Annotated in this window: 22 protein-coding genes; all 22 read left to right on the top strand. The window is 65.2% G+C overall.

Going from position 1 to position 22734, the window contains the following annotated elements:
* The first annotated feature begins 22 nt into the window (after nt 1–22).
* Nucleotides 23–1240, top strand: a complete 1218-nt coding sequence (gene flgE, locus ISP20_RS14825; protein WP_204636897.1) for a flagellar hook protein FlgE — start codon at nt 23–25, stop codon at nt 1238–1240.
* A 9-nt stretch (nt 1241–1249) separates the two neighbouring features.
* Nucleotides 1250–1990, top strand: coding sequence for a flagellar basal-body rod protein FlgF (gene flgF, locus ISP20_RS14820; RefSeq protein WP_204636896.1), 741 nt, complete (start codon nt 1250–1252; stop codon nt 1988–1990).
* Nucleotides 1991–2016: 26 nt separating this feature from the next.
* A complete protein-coding gene (flgG, locus tag ISP20_RS14815) occupies nt 2017–2802 on the top strand; it encodes a flagellar basal-body rod protein FlgG (protein ID WP_204636895.1) in 786 nt (261 codons plus the stop codon).
* A gap of 8 nt (nt 2803–2810) precedes the next feature.
* A complete protein-coding gene (flgH, locus tag ISP20_RS14810) occupies nt 2811–3494 on the top strand; it encodes a flagellar basal body L-ring protein FlgH (protein WP_204636894.1) in 684 nt (227 codons plus the stop codon).
* Nucleotides 3494–4660 carry a flagellar basal body P-ring protein FlgI gene (locus ISP20_RS14805; RefSeq protein WP_239535932.1) on the top strand — a complete coding sequence of 389 codons (1167 nt, stop codon included), beginning with the start codon at nt 3494–3496 and terminating at the stop codon, nt 4658–4660. Before flgH ends, ISP20_RS14805 begins: the two co-directional genes overlap by 1 nt.
* Complete coding sequence (gene flgJ, locus ISP20_RS14800) at nt 4660–5634, top strand: flagellar assembly peptidoglycan hydrolase FlgJ (RefSeq protein ID WP_204636893.1); 975 nt, start codon at nt 4660–4662, stop codon at nt 5632–5634. The genes ISP20_RS14805 and flgJ overlap by 1 nt, the downstream gene beginning before the upstream one ends.
* A gap of 17 nt (nt 5635–5651) precedes the next feature.
* Nucleotides 5652–7526 (top strand): flagellar hook-associated protein FlgK, encoded by a 1875-nt coding sequence (gene flgK, locus ISP20_RS14795; RefSeq protein ID WP_204636892.1) that lies wholly within the window; start codon nt 5652–5654, stop codon nt 7524–7526.
* A 6-nt stretch (nt 7527–7532) separates the two neighbouring features.
* The gene (gene flgL, locus ISP20_RS14790; protein ID WP_204636891.1) at nt 7533–8762 is read left to right on the top strand and encodes a flagellar hook-associated protein FlgL; all 1230 of its coding nucleotides are present in this window, start codon (nt 7533–7535) and stop codon (nt 8760–8762) included.
* 257 nt (nt 8763–9019) lie between these two features.
* Nucleotides 9020–10447, top strand: coding sequence for a flagellin N-terminal helical domain-containing protein (locus tag ISP20_RS21745; RefSeq protein WP_204636890.1), 1428 nt, complete (start codon nt 9020–9022; stop codon nt 10445–10447).
* 195 nt (nt 10448–10642) lie between these two features.
* Complete coding sequence (gene fliD / locus ISP20_RS14780; RefSeq protein WP_204636889.1) at nt 10643–12124, top strand: flagellar filament capping protein FliD; 1482 nt, start codon at nt 10643–10645, stop codon at nt 12122–12124.
* Nucleotides 12125–12140: 16 nt separating this feature from the next.
* The gene (gene fliS / locus ISP20_RS14775; RefSeq protein ID WP_204636888.1) at nt 12141–12584 is read left to right on the top strand and encodes a flagellar export chaperone FliS; all 444 of its coding nucleotides are present in this window, start codon (nt 12141–12143) and stop codon (nt 12582–12584) included.
* Nucleotides 12585–12586: 2 nt separating this feature from the next.
* Entirely contained in the window at nt 12587–12880 is a 294-nt protein-coding gene (locus tag ISP20_RS14770; RefSeq protein ID WP_204636887.1) for a flagellar protein FliT, read from the top strand.
* A 77-nt stretch (nt 12881–12957) separates the two neighbouring features.
* Nucleotides 12958–13515: a PilZ domain-containing protein gene (locus ISP20_RS14765; protein WP_204636886.1), complete on the top strand. Its 558-nt coding sequence runs from the start codon at nt 12958–12960 to the stop codon at nt 13513–13515.
* Between the two features lie 361 nt (nt 13516–13876).
* Nucleotides 13877–15304: a sigma-54 dependent transcriptional regulator gene (locus ISP20_RS14760; RefSeq protein ID WP_204636885.1), complete on the top strand. Its 1428-nt coding sequence runs from the start codon at nt 13877–13879 to the stop codon at nt 15302–15304.
* A gap of 153 nt (nt 15305–15457) precedes the next feature.
* Nucleotides 15458–15781: a flagellar hook-basal body complex protein FliE gene (gene fliE / locus ISP20_RS14755; protein WP_204636884.1), complete on the top strand. Its 324-nt coding sequence runs from the start codon at nt 15458–15460 to the stop codon at nt 15779–15781.
* Nucleotides 15782–15811: 30 nt separating this feature from the next.
* On the top strand, nt 15812–17506 hold the full coding sequence (gene fliF / locus ISP20_RS14750; protein ID WP_204636883.1) for a flagellar basal-body MS-ring/collar protein FliF: 1695 nt from the start codon (nt 15812–15814) through the stop codon (nt 17504–17506).
* Nucleotides 17507–17647: 141 nt separating this feature from the next.
* Entirely contained in the window at nt 17648–18643 is a 996-nt protein-coding gene (gene fliG / locus ISP20_RS14745; protein ID WP_204637356.1) for a flagellar motor switch protein FliG, read from the top strand.
* Nucleotides 18644–18651: 8 nt separating this feature from the next.
* Complete coding sequence (locus ISP20_RS14740) at nt 18652–19287, top strand: flagellar assembly protein FliH (protein ID WP_239535928.1); 636 nt, start codon at nt 18652–18654, stop codon at nt 19285–19287.
* A complete protein-coding gene (gene fliI / locus ISP20_RS14735; RefSeq protein ID WP_204636881.1) occupies nt 19284–20648 on the top strand; it encodes a flagellar protein export ATPase FliI in 1365 nt (454 codons plus the stop codon). The genes ISP20_RS14740 and fliI overlap by 4 nt, the downstream gene beginning before the upstream one ends.
* On the top strand, nt 20645–21079 hold the full coding sequence (gene fliJ / locus ISP20_RS14730; protein ID WP_204636880.1) for a flagellar export protein FliJ: 435 nt from the start codon (nt 20645–20647) through the stop codon (nt 21077–21079). Before fliI ends, fliJ begins: the two co-directional genes overlap by 4 nt.
* Nucleotides 21080–21113: 34 nt before the next feature.
* On the top strand, nt 21114–22283 hold the full coding sequence (locus ISP20_RS14725) for a flagellar hook-length control protein FliK (protein WP_204636879.1): 1170 nt from the start codon (nt 21114–21116) through the stop codon (nt 22281–22283).
* Between the two features lie 272 nt (nt 22284–22555).
* A partial coding sequence (locus tag ISP20_RS14720; RefSeq protein WP_204637355.1) for a helix-turn-helix domain-containing protein occupies nt 22556–22734 on the top strand: 179 nt, incomplete at its 3' end.

The raw sequence follows: 22734 nt of genomic DNA, 5'->3' as shown, positions 1-22734 counted from the left end.
TTCTCATCACGAGGAACCGAACATGGCACTCAACACGGCGCTCAGCGGCATCAACGCTGCCCAGTCCGATCTCAACGTCATCGCCAACAACATCGCCAACGCCAACACCACCGGCTTCAAGGGTTCGCGTGCGGAGTTCGCGGACATCTTCGCGGTGACCGGTCTCAATCTCAATGCCACCGCGGTGGGTAGCGGCGTCACCCTGCAGGAGGTGGCCCAGCAGTTCAACCAGGGCGACCTGCAGACCACCGGCAACAGCCTGGACCTGGCCATCAACGGCAACGGCTTCTTCGCGGTGAACAACGGCAGCGGCGTGCAGTACACCCGCGCCGGCGACTTCGAGAAGAATTCCAACGGCTTCATCACCTCGCCGGACGGTTCGCGCCTGCAGATCTATCCGCCCAACGGCAACGGCGGCTTCGACATGAGCACGCTGACCGACTTCAGCTGGCAGACCGCGCAGAGCAGCGCCACGGCCACTTCGTCGATCACCTTGTCGTCGAACCTGCCGGCCAGCGCCACCGTGCCGGCCAACGCGTTCAGCACCACCGATTCGACCAGCTACAACAACGCCGCACCGGTCACCGTGTACGACTCCCAGGGCGGTTCGCACCAGGCCACGATCTACTACGTGAAGACCGGCACCAATACCTGGAATGCCAACCTCTACGTGGACGGCCAGAGCGCCGGCACGCAGCCGATGACGTTCGACAGCACCGGCAAGCTGACCACGCCCACCAGCGGCACGCTGCCGTTCAACGCGGTCAATCTCGGCAATGGCTCCTCGCCGCTGACACTGTCGCTCAACGTGACCAATATCACCCAGTTCGGCACGGACTATTCGGCCGCTCCGATCATCCAGAACGGCTTCGAAGCGGGCACCTTGTCGGGTATCGACATCGACGAAAAGGGCGTGATCACCGCGACCTATTCGAACAACCAGAGCACGCAGATCGGCCAGGTGGCGATCGCCAACTTCGCCAACGTGCAGGGCCTGCGCCAGCTCGGCAACACCACCTGGGTGGCGAGCACCGATTCCGGCCCGGCCACGATGGGTACGGCAAGCTCGGGCGAGTTCGGCACCATCGAGTCCGGCCAGCTGGAAAGCTCCAACACGGCCGACACGACGGCGCAGCTGGTGGACATGATCCAGGCGCAGCGCAATTACCAGGCGAATGCGCAGGTGTTGTCGACCGACAACACGCTGGCGTCGTCGTTGTTCAACGCCGTGTCGCGTTAATAGAACGCCATGGACCGTTCCGTCTACGTAGCGATGACCGGGGCGACGCAGATCATGCGCGCCCAGGATGCGGTGAGCCACAATCTGGCCAACGCATCCACGGTCGGCTTCAAGAGCCAGCTTTCCGCGTTCCAGAGCGTGCCGGTGCTCGGCGACGGCACGCCGGCGCGCATCAACGCGGTGGCGCATGGCATCGGCCAGAGCAGCGCGCAGGGCTCGCCGGTGAATACCGGGCGTTCGCTGGATATCTCGGTGCGCGGTGCCGGCTTCATCGCCGTGCAGGCGCCGGACGGTTCGGAAGGCTATACGCGAGCCGGCGATCTGCAGCTCACCGCCGATGGTGGGCTGACCGACTCGCGCGGCAATCCGGTGCTGGGCAGTTCCGGGCCCATCTCCATTCCACCGGCCACGGACATCAGCGTGGGTTCCGACGGCACCATTTCCACGGTGCCGCAGGGACAGGGACCGAACTCGGTGTCGCAGATCGACCGGATCAAGCTGGTCAATCCCGATGTGGCGCAGATGACCCAGGGCGGCGACGGCCTGATGCACATGAGCGACGGCAGCACCGCCGGCGCCGACGAGAACGTGACCATCGCTTCAGGCGAGCTCGAAGGCAGCAACGTCAATCCGTCGGCGGAGCTGGTGAAGATGATCGCGCTTTCGCGCCAGTACGACATGCAGGTGAAGTCCATCAAGACCTCCGAGGACAACGCCGATTCCAGCATCAAGCTGCTGCAGTCCAACTAAGCACGCCGACATACACGGAGTAACCGATGTTTTCTTCCCTGTGGATTGCCAAGACCGGCCTGGACGCGCAGCAGACGCGCATGGACGTGATCTCCAACAACCTGGCCAACGCCAACACCACCGCGTTCAAGAGTTCGCGTGCGGCGTTCCAGGACCTGATGTACCAGAACAAGGGCCAGCCCGGTTCGCAGACCACCGAGCAGACGCTCAATCCGTCGGGCCTGATGCTCGGTACCGGCGTGAAAGTGGTGGGCAACGAGAAGCTGTTCACCGAAGGCAACCTGACCCAGACCGGCGGCTCGATGGATGTGGCCATCCAGGGGCGCGGCTTCCTGCAGGTGAGCATGCCCGACGGCACCGTGGCGTATACGCGCGACGGTTCGCTGCATACCGATCCCAACGGTCAGTTGGTGACGGCGGACGGCTATCCGCTGGAGCCGGCCATCACCGTGCCGCCGGGTTGGCAGAACATCACCATCGGTTCGGATGGCACCGTGTCCGCCACCACCACTTCGTCCGCCGCGCCGCAGACGCTGGGCACGCTGCAGCTGGCCGACTTCATCAACCCCGCCGGCCTGCAGCCGCAGGGCCAGAACCTCTATGTGGAAACCGCCTCCAGCGGCGCGCCGCAGACGGGACAGCCCGCGCTCAACGGCATGGGTTCGCTGCTGCAGGGTTCGCTGGAATCGTCCAACGTCAACGTGGTGGCCGAGATGGTCAACATGATCGAAACGCAGCGCACCTACGAAATGAATTCCAAGGCGATCAGCAGCACCGACCAGATGCTGCAAGACCTGACCGACAAGATGTGAGAACTGCCATGTCGTGCTTCCGTTCCCTTCCTCGAATTGGCGTTGCGCTGGTCTTGGCCGCGCTGGCGGGCTGCGTCATGCCGCAGTCGCGCGACGACCACCAGTGGGCGGCCACCATGCCGGCCGAGCAAGTGGCGCCGCCGCCGACCGACGGTTCGATCTACCACGCCGAGCAGGGCATGGAGTTGTTCAACGATGCGCGTGCGCATCGCGTGGGCGACATCCTCACCATCTCGCTGGTGGAAAGCACGCAGGCCTCGAAGAAGGCCAGCACCAGCACCAGCAAGAAGGACACCACCAATATCGCTGCGCCGAGCATTCTCGGCCACACGCTGAAAGTGGCCGGCCAGACCGCCGACACCACGCTCAGCGGCGACCGCGCGTTCGACGGCAGCGGCGACAGCAGCCAGAGCAACCAGCTTTCCGGCTCGATCACGGTGACCGTGGCGCAGCGCCTGTCCAACGGCAACCTGCTGGTGCGCGGCGAGAAGATGGTCACCATCAACCAGGGCCAGGAGCGCATCCGCATTGCCGGCATCGTGCGCCCGCAGGACATCCTGCAGGACAACAGCGTGCCGTCGACGCGCGTGGCCGACGCGCAGATCGGCTACACCGGCAAGGGCGCGTTGGCCGATGCGAATACGCAGGGCTGGCTGTCGCGCTTCTTCAGTTCCAAGTGGATGCCGTTCTGATGAACATCCGTCTCCCGTCGCGCGCAAAGCTCATCCGTCTTCGCGAACGCGTGCTGTCCGCGCTCAGTTCCGCGGCCATCGTGGTGTGCGCGGTCTTCTCGGTGAACCCGCCGCTGCACGCGGACAAGATCCGCGATCTCGTCCAGGTGGGCGGTGTCCGCAGCAACCAGTTGATCGGTTACGGCCTGGTCGTCGGCCTCGATGGCAGCGGCGACCAGACCACGCAGGCGCCGTTCACCACGCAAAGCCTGGAAAACATGCTGGTGCAGTTCGGCATCACGGTGCCGGCCAACGTGCGCCCGCAGTTGAAGAACGCCGCGGCCGTGACGGTGACGGCGCAATTGCCGCCGTTCGCCAAGCCGGGCCAGGTGATCGACATCACGGTGGCTTCGATCGGCAACGCCAAGAGCATCCGCGGCGGCGAACTGTTGATGACGCCGTTGCGCGGCGCGGATGGCAACGTCTATGCGATGGCGCAGGGCAGTGTGGTGGTCGGCGGCATCAGTGCGCAGGGCAAGAGCGGTTCCAGCGTGCAGGTGAATATCTCGGCGAGCGGTCGCGTTCCCAATGGCGCCACGGTCGAGCGCGCGGTGGCGTCGACGTTCTCCAACGGCGGCGACCTGATGTTGAATCTCAATACGGCCGACTTCATCACCGCCACGCGCATTGCCGAAGCGGTGAACCGTACCTACGGCGTGGGCACGGCGAGCGCCGTCGATGGCGGTTCGGTCAGCGTGCGCGGACCGGTCGATGCGTCGCAGCGCGTGGCATGGCTGGGAGCGATCCAGGCCATCGACGTCACGCCGGGCGATGCGCCCGCGCGCGTGGTGGTCAATTCGCGTACCGGCACGGTGGTGATCGGATCGGATGTGCGCGTGACGCCCGCGGCGGTGGCGCACGGCTCGATCCAGGTGACCATCTCCGAGAATCCGCAGGTATCGCAACCGGCGCCCTTCAGCAAGGGTGGGCAGACGGTGGTGGTACCGCAAAGCGACGTGCAGGTCAGCGAAGACGGTGGCCACATGTTCAAGTTCGGTCCGGGCACCAACCTCGACACCATCGTGCGTGCGGTGAACCAGGTGGGCGCCTCGCCCAGCGATCTGATTTCCATCCTGCAGGCGCTCAAGCAGGCCGGCGCGCTGCATGCGGAGCTGGTGGTGATCTGATGGCGATCTCGGGAGATGCCGCCAGCAGTCTCAATACCTGGACCGATCTGTCCGGGTTCGCCGCGCTGCGCCAGAGCGCGCAGAGCGACGCCAAGGCGGCGCTGCCGGCGGTGGCCAAGCAGTTCGAGTCGATCTTCACCCAGATGATGTTGAAGTCGATGCGCGACGCGAGCAGCGGCGATGGCTTGTTCGACAGCGATGCCGGCAACCAGTGGCGCGACATGTTCGACCAGCAGCTGTCGGTGCAGCTGTCGCAAGGTGGCAACGGCATCGGCATCGCGCAGATGCTGGTGCGCCAGCTGGGCGGCAAGTCGGATGGCACGACCGGCGACGCCAACGGCAGCAAGACAGCCGGTGCGGCGGGTCTGGACGACAGCTGGCAGAAGCGCCTCAGCGACATCGCGGGCTCGGCGCGGCAGGTGGGCGAGAAAGTGCTCAAGCTGATGCCGGCCGATGCGGAAGATTTCGTGCGCCAGCTGGCGCCGTATGCGCAAAAAGCTGCCGAGAAGCTTGGCGTGTCGGTCCGTGCCGTGCTGGCGCAGGCCGCGCTGGAAACCCAGTGGGGCCAGCACATGCCGGCGCATTCAAACGGCAATACCAGCAACAACCTGTTCGGCATGAAGGCCGGCCAGAGCTGGGGCGGCGAAAAGGTCAGCGTGCCCACGCTGGAATTCGAAGGTGGCGTGGCGGTACATCGCCGCGCGCAGTTCCGTTCCTACGACAACCCCGGCCAGTCGTTCGACGACTACGCCCAGCTGATTGCCGAGAACCCGCGTTACGCCAGGGCGCTCAACCATGGCGAAGACGTGGTGGGTTTCGCGCGCGGACTGGTCAACGGCGGTTACGCGACCGATCCGTCGTATGCGCAAAAAATCGTGGCGATTGCCAACAGCCCCCAGATGCGTGACGCACTCGACGCCATCGGGCAAGGCGCCCTCAAGAAAGTCGGCGTCGCGCCGAACCCCTCCCAGTGATTGCCCCGGAATGACACATGTCTAACCTCCTCAGCATTGGTACCTCAGGGCTGAACGCCGCACAGGTGGCGTTGACCACCGTGGGCAACAACATCAGCAACGTCAACACGACGGGCTACAGCCGTCAGACGGTGCTGCAGACCGAGGCCATTTCGCAGGCCGGGGGCAACTACACCATCGGCAGCGGCGTGAATGTGCAGGCGGTGCAACGCGCCTATAGCGACTTCCTCACCTCGGCGCTGTGGTCGTCCAACTCGAACCTGCAACGCGCCACCACGTACAACAGCCTGGCCACGACGCTCAACAGCTCGCTCTCGGCCAGCGGCAACCTGCAGAGTGCGCTGGACGATTTCTATGGCGCCTTCAGCACGGTGGCCAATACGCCGGGCGTGGCATCGAGCCGGCAGTCGCTGCTGGGCAGCGCGAGCCAGGCGGTCACGGTGTTCAATACGTTGGGCCAGCAGCTCGCGGCGCAGCAGACCCAGGTGAATTCGCAGATTTCCACCACGGTCGACAGCATCAACAACGTGTCGGCCAATCTCGCCAGTGTGAATGCGCAGATTCATGCGGCAGGCAACAATGTTCCCAACGATCTGCTCGACCAGCGCGACAACCTGGTGCAGACGCTGTCGGGCTATCTGGGCGTGTCCGCCTATACGCAGAGCGACGGCACGGTCAGCGTGTACACCTCGAGCGGCGCGGCGCTGGTCAGCGGCGACAAGTCGTTTGCGCTCAAGACCGGCAACAACCAGTACGACGCCTCGCGCACCGAAGTGCTCGACAGCACCGGCACGGTGGTCAGCAGCAAGTTGAGCGGCGGCTCGCTGGGCGCGCTGCTCGATTACCGCGGCAATGTGCTCGACACCGTGCAGAACCAACTGGGCGAGGCGGCCGTGGCCTTGTCCACCAGCGTGAACACGCAGCAGTCCAAGGGTCTGGATCAATACGGCAAGCTGGGCGGGCCGATGTTCAGCGTGCCGTCGCCGACCGTGCTGCCGAGCAACCTCAACAAGGGCACGGCCAGCGTCTCGGCGAGCATCAGCGACGTGTCGCAGCTCACCGGTTCGGACTATGTGCTCAGCTACGACGGCAGCAACTGGAGCATGGCGACCACGTCCGGCCAGAACGTGCCGATGACCGCGAATCCGGACGGCACGTATTCCGCCGATGGCATGACGCTGACGCTGTCCGGCACGGCGCAGGCGGGCGATACCTTCCAGTTGCGGCCGACGCGCGATGCATCCACCGGCCTCGCGGTCACCATGACCGATCCCAACGGCATTGCCGCTGCAGCGGCGTTGAACGCGACGGCGGCCAAGGCCAATACGGGCGATGGCGCCATCGGTTCGGTGACGGTGACCGATCCCACCAATGCCGCCTTGTTGAGCGGTGCCACCGTCAGTTTTCCGACGGCCGGCAGCTACCAGGTGACCGACGGCTCGGGCAACGTGCTCGCCAGCGGCAGCTATGCGCCGGGGCAGACCATCAGCGCCAATGGCTGGAGCGTGACGCCGTCGGGTACGCCGAAGGCCAGCGACAGCTTCAGCATCGGCGCGAACACCAATGGCCTCAACGACACCAGCAACGCGTTGGCGCTGGCTGGCCTGGCGGACAAGGGCGTACTGGCCGGCGGCACGCAGTCGGTGATCGATGCGTACGGCACGCTCACGACCAGCATCGGTACGGTGGGCAGCCAGGCAGCGAGCAACTTCACCACGCAGACCAGCCTTTACAACCAGGCCATGTCCGCGCAGCAAAGCGTGTCGGGCGTGAACCTCGATGAAGAGGCCGCCAACATGGTCAAGTACCAGCAGGCCTACCAGGCCTCCGCGCAGGTGATTTCCACCGCGCAAACCATCTTCAGCAGCTTGCTCACCGCGATCCAGGGATAACCGTCCATGCGCCTTTCAACGAGCTGGATGTATCAGCAATCGCTCAGCACCATGCTCAGCCAGCAGAGCGCGCTGTCGGCGACCCAGAACCAGGTCGATACCGGCAATCGCATCAACGTGGCGTCCGACGACCCGGCCGGCGCCGGCCAGGTGGTCAGCCTCAACCACGTGATCGCCGCGAATACGCAGTATTCGAGCACCATCGATACGGCGAACACGCGACTGAACACGGAAGCGAGCACGCTCGGCTCGGTCAACAGCGTGCTCGACAATGCACGCACGCTGGCCTTGCAGGCGGTCAACGGCACCTTGTCGGCGAGCGATCGCAACAGCATCGCCAGCCAGCTTAGCCAGATGCGCGACCAGCTCCTGCAACTGGCCAATACCACCGACAGCAACGGCAACGCGTTGTTCGCAGGCACCAGCACCACCAAGACGCCGTTCCAGATGGACGCCAATGGCGTGGTGAGTTACGGCGGCAACGACGAGCAGCAGCGCTCGGCGGTGGGTGCGGGTCTGCAGGTGGCCAGCAGCGATCCGGGCTCGGGCCTGTTCATGAGCATTCCAATGGGCAATGGCACGTTCGAGGCCAGTGCAGGCAGCGCCAACACCGGTACGCTGGTGGTGGGCAGCAACAGTGTCACCGATCTCAATGCGTGGAATAGCGCCGCGAGCGGCAGCGGCGGTGGCTACACGATTACCTTTGGTGCCGGCGGCAGCTGGTCGGCAACCGATGCCAACGGCAACGCCGTGCTCGACAGCAGCGGCAATCCCGTTACCGGCACCTATACCGATGGCGGTTCGATCAGCTTCAACGGCATGACCATGGCGATGAGCGGCACGCCTGCGGCCGGCGACACGGTGTCGGTGACGTCGGGCGGCCAACAGGACATCTTCAGCACGCTCACCAACATGATCAACGCGCTGCAGAGCGGCAGCACCACCGATACGCAGCTCACCAACGTGATGAGCCGCCAGATCGAATCGATCGACCAGACGCAGTCGGCGATCAGCTCGGTGCAGGTTTCCATCGGTGGACGCCTGGACACGCTGCAACAGCAGCAGGGCGCCTATCAGGATCTCAACGTCACCTACCAGACCGCACTGTCGGATGTGCAGGGCGCGGATGCCTATACCGCGATCAGCAATCTGTCGCTGCAGCAGACCGCGCTGCAGGCATCGCAGCAGATGTTTGCGCAGGTGAAGTCGATGAGCCTGTTCAACTATCTGAAGTAATCGCAGCAAGCTGCGCGCAAGACATGCATCGCAAGAACGAGAGGAGGGCTACGCAGCGTTGAGTGGTTGATGGGACAGCAGGAGGGCAAAAAAGGCCCGATCCAGTGCGCTCCATCACGAATTGGCATCGAACACGGCTCAAGTAATCGCAGGACGGGCCGAAAAGTTCACTGAGGCGGATGGCATCCCATGCGGAACCTGATCGCCGGCACGCATACAGCCAATTCAACCGGTCACCGGTTACGTAGGAGAAATCCATGTCTCTCGTTATCAATACCAACATCTCGTCGCTGAACGCGCAGAACAACCTGACCAAGTCGCAGAGCGCGCTGTCCACCGCCACGCAGCGTCTGTCCTCGGGTCTGAAGATCAACAGCGCCGCCGACAACGCCGCCGGCTTCGCCATCTCGCAGCGCTACACCACGCAGATCGGCGGCCTCGGCCAGGCCAGCGCCAACGCGTCGGACGCCATCAACCTGGCGCAGACCGCCGGTTCGGCCCTGGACCAGGTCACCGCCAACCTGCAGGCGATCCGCGACCTCGCGGTGCAGTCGGCCAACGGTACCTACACCGATGGTGACCGCGCCTCGATCGACCAGGAAGTGCAGCAGCGCCTGGCTGAAATCACCCGTATCGCCAACCAGACCACGTTCAACGGTTCGAACGTGCTGGACGGCTCGATGAAGACGAAGAGCTTCCAGATCGGTGCCGACGTCGGCCAGACCATCTCGGTGAGCCTGGGCACCAGCGTGAAGTCGAGCGCCATGGGCCAGGTGGCCGAAGTGGCCTCGGGCGACATCAGCAATGCGTTCAAGGGTTTCACGCTCGCCGCCGGCGCGCTGAACGTCTCCACCGACGGTGGCACCACCAACGTGGCCGTTGCTGCTGGCACCTACCACAGCGCCGGTGACCTGGCTGCCGCCATCAACACGGCTGCAGGCAGCACGGTGGCCTCGGTCGACAGCACCACGGGCGAACTGAAGATCAACAACGGTGGCACCGCCGCCCTGAACTTCAGCGGCGCAGCTGCCACCACGCTCGGCCTGCCGGCTACGACCGCCGCTGCCGGCACCGGTGCCTCCACGGGCGTCGTGGCCGCCACGGGCGATCTGTCGAAGGAAGGCCTGACCATCAATGGCACGGCCATCGACCTGAGCAGCGCCAAGAGCCTGCAGGACGTGTCCGACGCCATCAATGCCGCCGGTATCACCGGCGTCAGCGCGGCAGTGAACGGTGCCGGCAACGGCATCAACTTCTACTCCGCCGGTGCGCTGACGGTTGGCGACACCAAGGGTCAGATCGTCGGCGCGTCCGCTACGGACGTGAACGCCGGTGCGACCTACACCCAGGGCACCTCGGCCGCGACCGGTGGCTCGCTCGCCACGGGTAGCGTGGGTACGGTGGATTCGGCCAACGACCTGATCTCCCGCGTCGACGTCGCCCTGAAGACGGTCAGCGATTTCGCTGCCCAGCTGGGTGCGGTGCAGAACCGCTTCCAGTCGACCATCTCCACGGTGGCCGCTCAGACCACCAACCTGCAGGCTTCGCAGTCGACCATCCAGGACGCGGATTTCGCGGCCGAGACGGCCAACCTCAGCAAGGCGCAGGTGCTTCAGCAGGCGGGTATCTCGGTGCTGGCCCAGGCCAACTCCAACCCGCAGCAGGTTCTCAAGCTGTTGCAGTAACGGACGCAGGCCCGGATGCGACTCCTCCCGAGTCGCATCCACCGCGGCCGGATCTACCACCAGGCGGGTTGCCCCTCGCAGCCCGCCCGGTGTTTCGGGAGCTTCCGGCAAAGCCTTCATGCGTGAAGGTTTTGCCGGGGGCTCGAACATTTCCGCTACGGCGGAACCACGTCGAGAAACGGACAAGGTAGTGCGATGACCACGACCAGCAGCACCGGCGGTAACAGCCTCAGTTCACTGCTCAATTCACTTACGGCGGCCACCACCGGCTCCGGTGGCTCGACCCCGTCGAGCGGTTCATCCGGCGGCAGCGGCACGCTGAGCGCCGCAGGCATCGGTTCGGGCTTGGACGTCAATTCGATCGTCACGGCACTGGTGAACGATCGCAAGGCGGCATCGCAGCAGCAGATCACCACGCGCACCAATCAGACCAACAGCCTGCTCAACGGCCTGACGTCGTTGAATTCTGCGCTGGGCGGCATCCAGACCGCGCTGGCGACGCTCAGCGCGGCCAGCACGTTCAGCAGCTACAACGCGACGCTGACCGCGCAGGGCAGCAGTAGCAGCATCGGCACCGCGACGACGATGTCGAGTGCCCATCCCGGTACCTACACCATCGCCGTGAGCCAGCTGGCGACGGCGCAGAAGCGTGCCAGCAGCCCGGTGACGTCGGGCACGCCCGTGGGCGCCGGCACGTTGAACATCACGGTGGGTTCGACCACCATGAACCTGGCCGTGTCGGCCACCGATACGCTGTCGAGCATCGCCACGGCGATCAACAATTCCTCGACCAATCCGGGTGTGACGGCCACCATCGTCAACGGCACGAACGGCCAGCAGCTGATGCTGAGCTCGAGCAAGACGGGCGTGGCCAACGCTTTCACCGTCAGCGCGAACGCCACCAGCAGCAGCGGACTCACCAGTCTCGCCAATACGCTCAACACGCCGGGCAGCACCGAGGCGCAGGACGCCAAGCTCACCCTGGACGGCATCGCGGTCACCAGTCCCACCAACTCCGTCAGCGGCATGATGGACGGTGTGACGCTCAACCTCACCGGCACCGGCACCAACACGCTGACCGTGGCGCAGGACAACACCGCCGCCACCAATGCGATCCAGGGATTGGTCGACGCGTACACCAGCTACGCGAAAACCGTGGCGTCGCTGTCGAGCTTCGATACCACCGGCGCCAACCCGCCCGGCGTGCTGCTGGGCGACAACACGCTCACCTCGGTGCAGAGCCAGATCGCCTCCGTATTGAGCAATTCGGTCAAGGGCAACAGCATCGGTACGCTGGCCAATGTCGGCATCACGCGCAATGCCGACGGCACCATGAGCCTGGACACCGACAAGCTGGCGGCGGCCTTCCAGAGCAATCCGTCGGCGGTGAAGGACCTGTTCACCGGACCCAACGGGTACGGCACGACGCTCAACAACACGATCAATACGTATACGCAGAGCGGCGGGATCATCAGCTCGCGCATCGGCAGCCTCAACGATACGTTGACCCAGCTGGGCACGCAGCAGACCGCGCTGGACAACCGCATGGCGACCTACCAGACGCAGTTGCAGCAGCAGTACACCGCGCTCGATACGCTGATGTCCTCGCTCAACAACACCAGCACCTATCTGACCACGGCGCTTGCGCAGCTGAACGATTCCGGCTCCAAGAACTGAACCCGGGGAAGCGACCATGACCTACGGCTATATGCGCAACGCCAGCGCGCTCTACCAGGAAACCAGCGCGCGCGGCAGTGTGGAAGGCGCCGACCGTCATCAACTGACCACCATGCTGTTCGACGGCGTGATCGATCGCATCAACCAGGCACGCGGCGCGATCCGTCGCGGCGATGTGCCGGCCAAGGGCACGCACTTCAGCCGTGCGCACGCCATCATCAGCGAACTGCGCGGCAGCCTGGATCACGCGCAAGGTGGACCGTTGGCCGGCCGTCTCGATGCGCTTTACGACTACGTGAGCCGCCGGCTGCTGCACGCGCAGCTGAACAACGACGAGCGCGCCATCGATGAAATCGTGGACCTGCTCACGCCGGTGCGCGACGCCTGGCGCCAGATCCGCACCCAGTTCCTGGCGACGCAGGGCAATGCGGCCAGCCATCAACCGAACGCGGCGGCATGAACATGGCCGGCACCCCTCACAACGAATTGCTGGAATTGAGCGAGCGCATGCTGGCGGCCGCCCGCAGCGGCGACTGGGATGCCGTGGCATCGCTGGAAACCGAGCGCAGCCAGCAACTGTCCTCACTGTCGGTAACCGAGCAAGCAGCACTGCCCGTGCTCCAGTCGCTGCTGGCGCATACCGAAGAAGTGCGCGCACTGGCCGGCCAGCAGCGCGACCGCCTGGGCGAGGACCTGGGCCTGCACAAGCACCGGCATCGCGCACTCAGCGCCTATCTTCACGCCGGCTTCGACTGATCCCGCTGCCGCCAGGCCGCGAGCGCGCATAATCCCGCACGGCCATGACGGGTGTGGCCCCGAGCAACGAGGGAATCATGCAAGACGCTTCCTGGCAGGACTTCTCCGAGCGAGTCACCTACGACGACGGCCTTCACGCCAGTTGCGTCGCCTTGCCCGATGGCTTGGGCGAACTGCAGCGCGCCGCCATGCGCGATCGCAATCTCAGCGTGCTTGGCACGCTGGCCGTATTCAACGAACGGCGCAGTGAGGCGGCGGACGAGGAAAGCCCGCTCGGCCAGGACATGCAGCGCCTGGACAGCAAGCTCAACGTGCTGATGGCCATGCTGGACCAGTTGCTCCAGCGCGATACCCAGCTTCCGCCGCGCGTGCATGTCAGCTTCAACGCGCTCGGTGCGTTATTGCCGGTGTCGTTGTGGCCGGTGGGGCAGGAGCATGCGTTGCTGCGACTGCATTTCGACGGATGCCTGGCACTGCCGCTGGAACTCACGGCTCATCGCATGGAAGAGCGTGACACAGATCACGTTTTTGTTTCGTTCGAAATTGCGGACGAGGCGACATGTGACGCGATTGAGCGACTCGTGTTCCGCCATCATCGACGTAAAGTGGCAGAGCGCCGTTCGACCCCCTCGTAGCGCGCGGACTGGGGTCACAGACCTTATGTGATCGATATCACGTTACGGAAACCCGGCACGAAAGTTCTTTGACGCACATCTCGAAAGGGTGTCGTACAGGGTCACCTTCCCGAGCATTTCGTCTCGGGATTTTTTTTGAGCGATTTCAGCGATCTGTGGCGTATCGCTGCCGGCCATATTGGCAACGTTTACATGAGGTGACGCTCGCAGGCAGGCGTGCGCGCCAGCGTCGTGTCAGAAAATCGTGTTTGGCTGGCCTTCTTCTTGCTCATTCACCTCCGTGGACGGCGACGGATTGACGTCACGCGAGCAGGTGCAATCCAGGGGGTCACCAATGAAGCAGCACGCACGAGAACATCACATGGGCAAGTTCGACGTACTGGTGATCGAATCCGATCACCGCAGGGCGGAGTCGGTCGTTTCGGCGCTGGAGTTTCTGGGCTATCGCCCGCAGCGCGGCGAAGAGTGTGAAATCGTGGAAGAGGCGACGCATGCATGGCGCGCCGTCTATGTGGGTCATGTGTGGGATGAAGCCGAAGCCGAGCGCCAGTTCGCGCAGCTGGGCACGGCCTCCAACCAGGCGATGGTGCTGATGGCCGCCGATTCGCAATGGCTTCCGCGCCTGGGCAACGACAGCGCCGCTGCCACCAGCCGCATCGGCATCATCGAATTTCCGCTGCGCTACGATCAATTGTCCGAGACGCTGCGCGGACCGCAGGCGCAAGCCCAGGCGCAGCGCCGCCCGGAGCTGAAGCTGGTGGGCAGTTCAGGCCCGATGGGTCGCGTGAACGCCCTGGTTCGCCAGGTAGCGCCGTTCGATTCCAGCGTGCTCGTGCTCGGTGAGTCGGGTACCGGCAAGGAAATGGTTGCGCGCAGCATCCACGACTGCTCTTCGCGTCGCGACAAGCCGTTCGTGGCCATCAACTGCGGCGCCATTCCGGCCGAGTTGCTGGAAAGCGAACTGTTCGGTCATGAGAAGGGCGCGTTCACCGGCGCCATCAGCACCCGCAAGGGCCGCTTCGAACTGGCCGAGGGCGGCACGCTGTTCCTCGACGAAATCGGCGACATGAGCCTGCCGATGCAGGTGAAGCTGTTGCGCGTGCTGCAGGAGCGCGTGTTCGAGCGCGTCGGCAGCAATCGCACGCAGCGCTGCGATGTGCGCATCATCGCCGCCACGCACCGCAACCTCGAAGCGGCCATCGCCGATGGCCAGTTCCGTGAAGACCTCTATTACCGCCTCAGCGTGTTCCCGCTGGAGATGCCGGCGCTGCGCGAGCACCTGGACGATCTGCCGGAGCTGGTGGCCGAGTTCAACCAGCGCCTGTCGCGTCGCGGCCTGGGCGGCGTGCGCTTCAGCGCCGGTGCCATGCATGCGCTGCACAACTATGCGTGGCCGGGCAACGTGCGTGAGCTCTACAACCTGGTCGAGCGTCTTTCGATTCTCTATCCGCACAGCGAAGTGCGCGTGAGCGACCTGCCGGAGAAATACCGCGGCCAGCAGATCGTGGAAGAAGTGCGTGGCGCGGCGCTGCTGTCGCTGATGACCGGTCATTCCACCGTGTTGTCCGAGCCGATGGCGATGGTCGCGGCCGACTCGCTGGTGATGCTGCCCGAAGGCGGTCTGGACCTGAAGGATCACCTGGCCGACATCGAAGTGGGTCTGATCCGTCAAGCGCTTGACGTCACCGGCGGCGTGGTCGCCCACGCGGCGAAGCTGCTGCGCATGCAGCGCACGACGCTGGTGGAGAAGCTGCGCAAGTACGGGCTGCACCCCAGTCTGCAGGCCTAAGTGCAGGACCGAGTTGAGAGAAGTGAGCAGCGAGCGTGCAGCGAAATATCGCTGCCAACGCTCACTTCTCACCTCTCTTCACTCGTCTCTTCACGCATGGCACAGGTTGTGCAGTAACACCTTCGATAACTCTTTACGCGTTGGAATTCCGTCATGAGTCAGATCGACGTCAACAACCTGCTGTCGCAGATGCGCCAGCTCTCTCTTCAGACCAAGCCGGCGGAGCAGTCGTTCACGGCGGCGGCGCCGGGGCAGACGGATTTCTCCAGCCTGCTCAAGCAGTCGATTTCGTCAGTGGCCGATGCGCAGATGGATGCGGGCAACCAGGCGGCGAGCTTCGAGCGAGGCGACGAGGGCGCCGATCTCGGCCGCACCATGGTGGCCATCAACAAGGCCGACCTGTCGTTGAACACGTTGACCCAGGTGCGCAACAAGCTGGTCGATGCGTACAACAACATCATGAACATGCCGGTCTGACCGGTTCTTTGAAAAAGAAGAGCAGCCTTCATGGCCGATAACGCCCTCGCGACCACCGACGAAAGACCCGGTTCTCGCCTGGATCTCAAGCAGCTCGCGCGCACGCCGGCAACACGCCAGTTGTTGTTGCTGGTGGGCGTCGCCGCGGCCGTAGCCCTGGGCGTTGCCGTGGTGCTGTGGTCGCGCGGCCCCAATTACGGCCTGCTTTATGCGGGCCTCGAGCAGAAGGATGCCGCTGCCGTCACGCAGGCGCTGCAGGCCTCCAATACGCCGTATACGCTGGGTGCCGATGGCAATTCCATCATGGTGCCGGCTTCCGACCTGGCGGCGATCCGACTCAAGCTGGCCGCGCAGGGCCTGCCGCAGGGCAGCGCGGCCACCAGCGCGGCGCCCGCCGCCGATTCGCCGTTCGGCATGAGCGATCTGGCCGAGCGCACGCGCTACCAGCAGATGCTGGAAACCGATCTGGGCAGCACCATTGCCGGCTTGCAATCGGTGCGGGCCGCGCGCGTGCATCTGGCGTTGCCCAAGCCGTCGGCGTTCATTCGCGACAACAAGGAAGCGAGCGCCTCGGTGCTCGTCACGCTGTATCCGGGCCGCCAGCTCGATGCCAGCCAGGTGGCAGCCATCGTGCACTTGGTGGCTTCGAGCGTGCCCAGTCTCGATCCCAAGCAGGTATCGGTGGTGGATCAGGCAGGACAACTGCTCACCACCACCGACGCGGGCAGTGCCAGCGCCATCGGCGATACGCGCCTGCGTCTGGCCACGCGCATCGAGAACACCTATGCGCAGCGCATCGAGGAACTGCTGACGCCGCTGGTCGGCCCCGGCAAGGTACGCGCGCAGGTCTACGCGGATCTGGATTTCAGCGAGACCGAGAAAGCCACCGAGACGTTCGATCATGAACATCCCGCGTTGCGCAGCGAACAGACCAACAGCGAACAGCACACCGGCGAAGCGAACGATGCATCGATCCCGGGCGCACTGAGCAACCAGCCGCCGAACACCGTGGCGCAGCCTACGGCAGCCAAGCCGGCGGCCAAGGGTGCAGGCAAGACAGCAGCGACGGCGCAGAGCAGCGGTCCGAGCGAGAACACCAGCAGCGCCACGCGCAACTACGAACTGGATCGCACCATCAGTCACGTCAGCGATCCGGCCGGGCGGCTTGCGCGTCTCACCGTGGCGGTGGTGGTCGACAACAAGAGCGTGACCGGCGACAAGGGCGGCACCAAGAGCGTGCCGTTCACGCCGCAGGAACTGGAACACCTCACCACGCTGGCACGCAATGCGGTGGGTTACAACGAAGCGCGCGGCGACAGCGTCAGCGTGATCAATCAACCGTTCCACCAGGACCCGGGAACCGACGTGGCCGCTCCGGCACAACCGTTCTGGGAGCGTCCGGGCATGCTCGACCTGATCAAGCAGGCGGCGGGCATCCTGGTGGCGTTGCTGGTGGCGTTCGGGCTGCTGCGTCCGCTGTTGCGCGGTTTGTCGCGCGGACCGTCGCCCAGCCGCGAACTTGCGTTGGCCGATACGCCGGCCTTGAGCGCGCCAACACTCTCGGTGCGCATCGATGACAAGGAAGACGACGACGTGCTCAAGCTCGGCGTGCCGCCGCAGTTGGCGTACGAGCAGCGCATCGGCATCGCCCGCCGCATGGTGGGCGAGAACCCCAAGCAGGTGGCGCAAGTGGTGAAGAGTTGGGTGGGCGAAGATGGCGCCTGATCGCAGCTTCGCAACGAACTCTTCCTCGCTACGCCGGCGTCGCACGTGCATGCTGGCCACCCGGCGCCATCGCGCGCTGTCACGCGCGGCACAACCGACCACGATCAGCGGGCGGATCGAATCATGAAGGCAGAAACTCCCATCGGCGGCGCGCAGCGCGCGGCCATCCTGTTGCTCACGCTGGGCGAGCAGGACGCCGCCGAAGTGCTCAAGCACCTTAGCGCGCGTGACGTGCAGGCCGTCGGCTCGGCCATGGCCGGCCTCACCAACGTCACCCGCGAACAAGTGGAAATGGTGCTCGCTCGCCTCAACGAGGATATGGGGCGCCACACCTCGCTGGGCGTGGGCACCGAGGAATACATCCGCAAGATCCTGGTCAACGCGCTGGGCGAGAACAAGGCAGGCGGCCTGATCGACCGCATCCTGCTCGGCCGCAGCAGCAAGGGCCTGGAATCGCTGAAGTGGATGGAGAGCCGCGCCATCGCCGAGATGATCGGGCAGGAACATCCGCAGATCATCGCGCTGGTGCTGGCCCACCTCGAACCCGACCAGGCGGCCGAAGTGATCGGCTATCTGCCGCCGCGCGTGCGCAGCGACGCGGTGATGCGCATTGCCACGCTCGACGGCGTGCAGCCGCACGCCTTGAACGAGCTGGACGAAATCATGGAGCGCCAGTTCTCCGGCGGCAACACCAAGAAGCTCAAGTCCGCCAGCGTGGGCGGCCTCAAGGCGGCGGCCAACATCCTCAACGCGATGGAAACCACGCGCGAGAACGAGCTGATGGCGGCCATCCGCACCCACGACTCGGGCTTGAGCGGCCGCATCGAAGAACTGATGTTCGTGTTCGAAGACCTCGGCGACCTGGACGACCGCAGCATGCAGACGTTGCTGCGCGAAGTGCCGACAGCCCGCCTGGTCACCGCGCTGAAGGGCGCCGAACCGGGCGTGCGCGAGAAGATCTTCGCCAACATGTCCAAGCGTGCCGCCGACATGTTGCGCGACGACCTGGAAGTATCGGGTCCCGTTCGCCTCAGCGAAGTCGATTCGGCACAGAAAGAAGTGCTCGGCATCGCGCGCAAGCTGGCCGACTCCGGTGCCATCAATCTCTCCGGCACGGGTGACGAGCTGGTCGCATGAGCGCCGTGATGACCCGAGACAAGCTGCTGCCTTTCGAACGCTGGCTACCGCCCGAAGTGGGCGATCCGGTGGCAGCCGAACCAACGCCCGAGCCGGTGTTGCAGCCGACGCTGCGCGATCTCGAGGACATCGAACAACAGGCGCGCGAAGAAGGCTATGCAGCTGGCCATGCCCAGGGCATGGCCGAAGCGCGCGAAGTGCTGCAGGAACGCATGCAACGGCTGGACGCCTTGCTCGACTCTGCCGCGCGCCCGTTGCGCAGCATGGACGAACTGGTGGAGCTGGAACTGACCCGCCTCGCCATGACGGTGGCGCGCCAGGTGCTGGCGCATGAGCTGCGCACCGCGCCCGACCTGGTGGTGGACGCCGTGCGCCAGGCGGCGCTGGCGCTGCCTTCGGCGAGCGGCAACCTGCGCGTGCGCCTGCACCCGGACGACCTCGCGTTGCTGCGTTCGCTGGAGATGGCGGAATCGCACTGGCAGTTGCTGCCCGACAACAGTCTCCAGCGCGGCGACTGCCTGCTGGAAAGCGAACGCTCGCGGCTCGATGCCCGTGTCGAAACACGGCTCGCCGCGGTGGTGGATGCCGTGCTCGGCGCCGAAGCCGAGGGGATGGATGAAGCCGCCGACGAGGTGCGTGGATGAACGCGCCGACGAGCCTGTCGCGTGCCGCCCTGTGGCAGGAGCGCCTGGCCCGTCGTCGTCAGCGCGCCCTTGGCGCGCGCACGCTCACCGTCGAAGGCCGCCTGCGCCGTGTGGTCGGCCTCACCCTGGAAGCGGAAGGTTGCGAGGCACCGCTGGGTGCGCGTTGCCTGGTCACCACGGCCGATGGCAGCGAACTGGATACCGAAGTGGTCGGCTTCGCCGACGAGCGGCTGTTGTTGATGCCGGTCGCCGAAATGCACGGCGTGCTGCCGAACGCGCGGGTGCGTCCGTGCGCACACACCAGCGGCTTGCCGGTGGGCATGGCCTTGCTGGGTCGCGTAGTCGGTGCCGATGGCGTGCCGCTCGACGGCCTCGGTCCGCTGGACGCGGACGAGCACGCGCTGCTCAAGAACGAACCGATCAACCCGATGGCGCGCAAGCCCATCGACACGCCACTGGACACCGGCGTTCGCGCGATCAATTCGCTGCTCACCGTGGGACGCGGCCAGCGCCTGGGCCTGTTCGCCGGCTCGGGTGTCGGCAAGTCGACCCTGCTCGGCATGATGACGCGCTACACCGACGCCGACGTGGTGGTGGTGGGCCTGATCGGCGAGCGCGGCCGCGAAGTGAAGGAATTCGTGGAACACACGCTGGGTCCGGAAGGTCGCGCCCGCGCCGTGATCGTCGCGGCGCCCGCCGATGCGCCGCCGCTGAAGCGCCTGCGCGGCGCGCAGTACGCCACCGCGATCGCCGAATGGTTCCGCGATCGCGGCCAGCGCGTGCTGTTGCTGATGGATTCGATCACCCGCTACGCCCAGGCGCAGCGCGAGATCGCACTGGCCATCGGCGAACCGCCGGCCACCAAGGGTTATCCGCCGTCGGTGTTCGCCATGCTGCCCGCCCTGGTGGAACGCGCCGGCAACGATGCCGAAGGGCGCGGTTCCATCACCGCGTTCTATACCGTGCTGACCGAGGGCGACGACTATCGCCACGATCCCATCGCCGATGCGTCGCGCGCCATTCTGGACGGCCATATCGTGCTGTCGCGCGACCTGGCCGAGGCCGGTCATTATCCGGCCATCGATATCGAGGCATCGATCAGCCGCGTGATGCCGGCCGTGGTCAAGCGCGAACACCTGCGTTCCGCCCAGCGTTTTCGCCAGGTGTATTCGGCCTATCGCCAGCAGCGCGACCTGATTGCCGTGGGCGCCTACCAGAAGGGCTCCGATCCGCAGGTGGATCACGCCATCGCCATGTGGCCGAAGCTGCGCGACTTCCTGCAGCAGGAAGTGGATGCACCGACCACGCTCGACGACGCCATCAGCGGGCTTGAAACGCTCACTGCCGGAGGTACGCCGTGACGTCTCGCGCAAACCGACTGCAACCCGCCGCCGATCTGGCGCATGACCGCCAGGAAGCGGCCATGCAACGACTGGCCGAGCAGCAGCAGAAGCTGGCCAAGGCCGAACAACAGCTGGAAGAACTGCAGAAATACCGCGCGGAATATGCCGAGGCGGCGGGTGGCGTGAGCGTGAGTGCCTTGCTCAACCGTCGCCAGTTCGTCGAACGCATCGACCAGGTCATTGCGCAACAGATCCATGAAGTGGCGCGCCAGCGCCGTCTGCTCGACGGCGTGCGCAACCTGTGGCGCGAAGCGCATGCCCGCGAACAGGCGCTGGGCAGCGTGATCGACCGCTACCGCGAGCAGGAACGCAAGAGCGAGGACCGTCGCGAACAAGCCGAAGTCGACGAGCGCATGCAGTACCGCCGTCCGGCCAAGGGCTTCTCGTGATCGCACCCATGAACGCATGCCAGGAGATCAACCCATGACGCCGTCCATTGCCCCCGTGGCGAACCTGGCGCCGCCGACGAACGCGCCCGCCAACGACGCGACGAATGCGTCGTCGAACGATCCCAACAACACGTTCAGCAAGCCGTTGCAGCAGGCCCACCAGCAATTGGCGCAGCAGACGGAACCGTCCCGGCCGACGCACGGCAGGCACGCGGCATCGAAGTCCGCGCCTTCCGGCCAGCCGGCCGCGAAGGATGCAAAGGATCAGAAGGACGACGACAAGTCGGCCTCCGCCACTCCCGACGCCACGGCGGCCATGCTCGCCCTGCTGGGCCAGAGCGTGCCGGCTTCCGCAGCTGCCAGCGCGGTACCTGCGGCTGCCGATGGCGACGATGCCGCCGACGCCGTCACGGCTGCCAGCACGGCGGGCGTGACCTCGGCCAACTTTGCTTTGCTTGGCGCCGCGCAGGCTGCCGGCCAGGCGAAGCCGGATGGCGCAGGCGATTTCAGCAAGGCCATGGACGGCGTCAAGGACAAGAGCCTTTCCATGTTGGGAATGGGTTCCGATGACGGCGACGATGCGGTCGACACCTCGCCTGACGACACCGCGCAAGCCGTGAAGGGCGATGCCTTCGCCAGCGCCTTGCAGGCGTTGACGACGCCGCCGAACCAGGGCGATCACAGCGATTCGCTCGAGGCGCTGAAGAATCTCACGGCCCAGGCGATGTCGCCGCAACCGCAGCAGTCTTCCACTGTCGCCGCGACACCCGCGCCGCATGCGCTGACCATGCAGTCCAGCGTGGGCTCGCCCTCGTTTGGGCAGGAGCTGAGCCAGCAGGTGACGTGGCTTGGTGGCCAGGACGTGAAGGAGGCACGCATCCGTTTGCATCCGGAAGATCTCGGTGAACTCGACGTCAAGGTGAGCGTGAAGCAGGACCATGTGGACGTCGCCTTCATTGCCCAGCATCCGCAGGCGGTGCACGCGGTGCAGCAGACCCTGAGCCAGCTCGACTCGATGCTGGCGCATCACGGTTTGTCGCTGGGGCAGGCGCATGTGGGGCAGGGGAATACGGGGAAGGGTTCGGGGCAGCCGGCTTCGTCGGGTGGTTCGTCGGCGGGTGGATTGGCTGAAGGTGTCGGTGAGTTGGTTTCTATCGCGGCGCCGGTGGTGAAGGCGGTGGGTTTGGTGGATATGTTCGCCTAGCCTTTTCTCCCTCTCCCCTGCGGGGAGAGGGTTGGGGTGAGGGGTCAACCTTGCCTTGCCGTGTGCAATCGCCTCTGTCTTCTTTAGCTCGTCATCCCGGCGTACGCCGGGATCCAGAGCCTCGGTACTTGGCTGTCGCGATACAGCGATCTGGCTCGCCTGCCGCGGGCTTCCGTGCCGCTGCCGCGGCCCGGGTTACTTTCTCTTGCTTGCCCAAGAGAAAGTAACGGCGGTCTCTAATATCAAGTGCAACGCCCTTTGGGAGGTGATGCATGGGTCAGCACTACAACCATCTAAGCGCCGAAGAGCGAGGCGCGATCATGGTGGGCAAGGCACGCGGGGACAGCGCCCGGCAGCTGGCGATGCTGCTGGGCCGGTCGCCCAGTACGATCTCACGGGAGCTGGCGCGTAACGGGCACCGCGAGCCGTCAGGCAGCCCTCGTCTGGGGCG

The sequence above is a fragment of the Dyella kyungheensis genome (assembly GCF_016905005.1).
In the GTDB taxonomy this organism is placed as follows: Bacteria; Pseudomonadota; Gammaproteobacteria; order Xanthomonadales; family Rhodanobacteraceae; genus Dyella; species Dyella kyungheensis.
This window is presented reverse-complemented; position numbering and strand designations above follow the sequence as displayed.

Excerpts from the sequence above, each read along its gene's own strand:
- flgE (WP_204636897.1), top strand. The coding sequence starts at position 23 with ATGGCACTCAACACGGCGCTCAGCGGCATCAACGCTGCCCAGTCCGAT.
- flgF (WP_204636896.1), top strand. The coding sequence starts at position 1,250 with ATGGACCGTTCCGTCTACGTAGCGATGACCGGGGCGACGCAGATCATG.
- flgG (WP_204636895.1), top strand. The coding sequence starts at position 2,017 with ATGTTTTCTTCCCTGTGGATTGCCAAGACCGGCCTGGACGCGCAGCAG.
- flgH (WP_204636894.1), top strand. The coding sequence starts at position 2,811 with ATGTCGTGCTTCCGTTCCCTTCCTCGAATTGGCGTTGCGCTGGTCTTG.
- ISP20_RS14805 (WP_239535932.1), top strand. The coding sequence starts at position 3,494 with ATGAACATCCGTCTCCCGTCGCGCGCAAAGCTCATCCGTCTTCGCGAA.
- flgJ (WP_204636893.1), top strand. The coding sequence starts at position 4,660 with ATGGCGATCTCGGGAGATGCCGCCAGCAGTCTCAATACCTGGACCGAT.
- flgK (WP_204636892.1), top strand. The coding sequence starts at position 5,652 with ATGTCTAACCTCCTCAGCATTGGTACCTCAGGGCTGAACGCCGCACAG.
- flgL (WP_204636891.1), top strand. The coding sequence starts at position 7,533 with ATGCGCCTTTCAACGAGCTGGATGTATCAGCAATCGCTCAGCACCATG.
- ISP20_RS21745 (WP_204636890.1), top strand. The coding sequence starts at position 9,020 with ATGTCTCTCGTTATCAATACCAACATCTCGTCGCTGAACGCGCAGAAC.
- fliD (WP_204636889.1), top strand. The coding sequence starts at position 10,643 with ATGACCACGACCAGCAGCACCGGCGGTAACAGCCTCAGTTCACTGCTC.
- fliS (WP_204636888.1), top strand. The coding sequence starts at position 12,141 with ATGACCTACGGCTATATGCGCAACGCCAGCGCGCTCTACCAGGAAACC.
- ISP20_RS14770 (WP_204636887.1), top strand. The coding sequence starts at position 12,587 with ATGGCCGGCACCCCTCACAACGAATTGCTGGAATTGAGCGAGCGCATG.
- ISP20_RS14765 (WP_204636886.1), top strand. The coding sequence starts at position 12,958 with ATGCAAGACGCTTCCTGGCAGGACTTCTCCGAGCGAGTCACCTACGAC.
- ISP20_RS14760 (WP_204636885.1), top strand. The coding sequence starts at position 13,877 with ATGGGCAAGTTCGACGTACTGGTGATCGAATCCGATCACCGCAGGGCG.
- fliE (WP_204636884.1), top strand. The coding sequence starts at position 15,458 with ATGAGTCAGATCGACGTCAACAACCTGCTGTCGCAGATGCGCCAGCTC.
- fliF (WP_204636883.1), top strand. The coding sequence starts at position 15,812 with ATGGCCGATAACGCCCTCGCGACCACCGACGAAAGACCCGGTTCTCGC.
- ISP20_RS14740 (WP_239535928.1), top strand. The coding sequence starts at position 18,652 with ATGACCCGAGACAAGCTGCTGCCTTTCGAACGCTGGCTACCGCCCGAA.
- fliI (WP_204636881.1), top strand. The coding sequence starts at position 19,284 with ATGAACGCGCCGACGAGCCTGTCGCGTGCCGCCCTGTGGCAGGAGCGC.
- ISP20_RS14725 (WP_204636879.1), top strand. The coding sequence starts at position 21,114 with ATGACGCCGTCCATTGCCCCCGTGGCGAACCTGGCGCCGCCGACGAAC.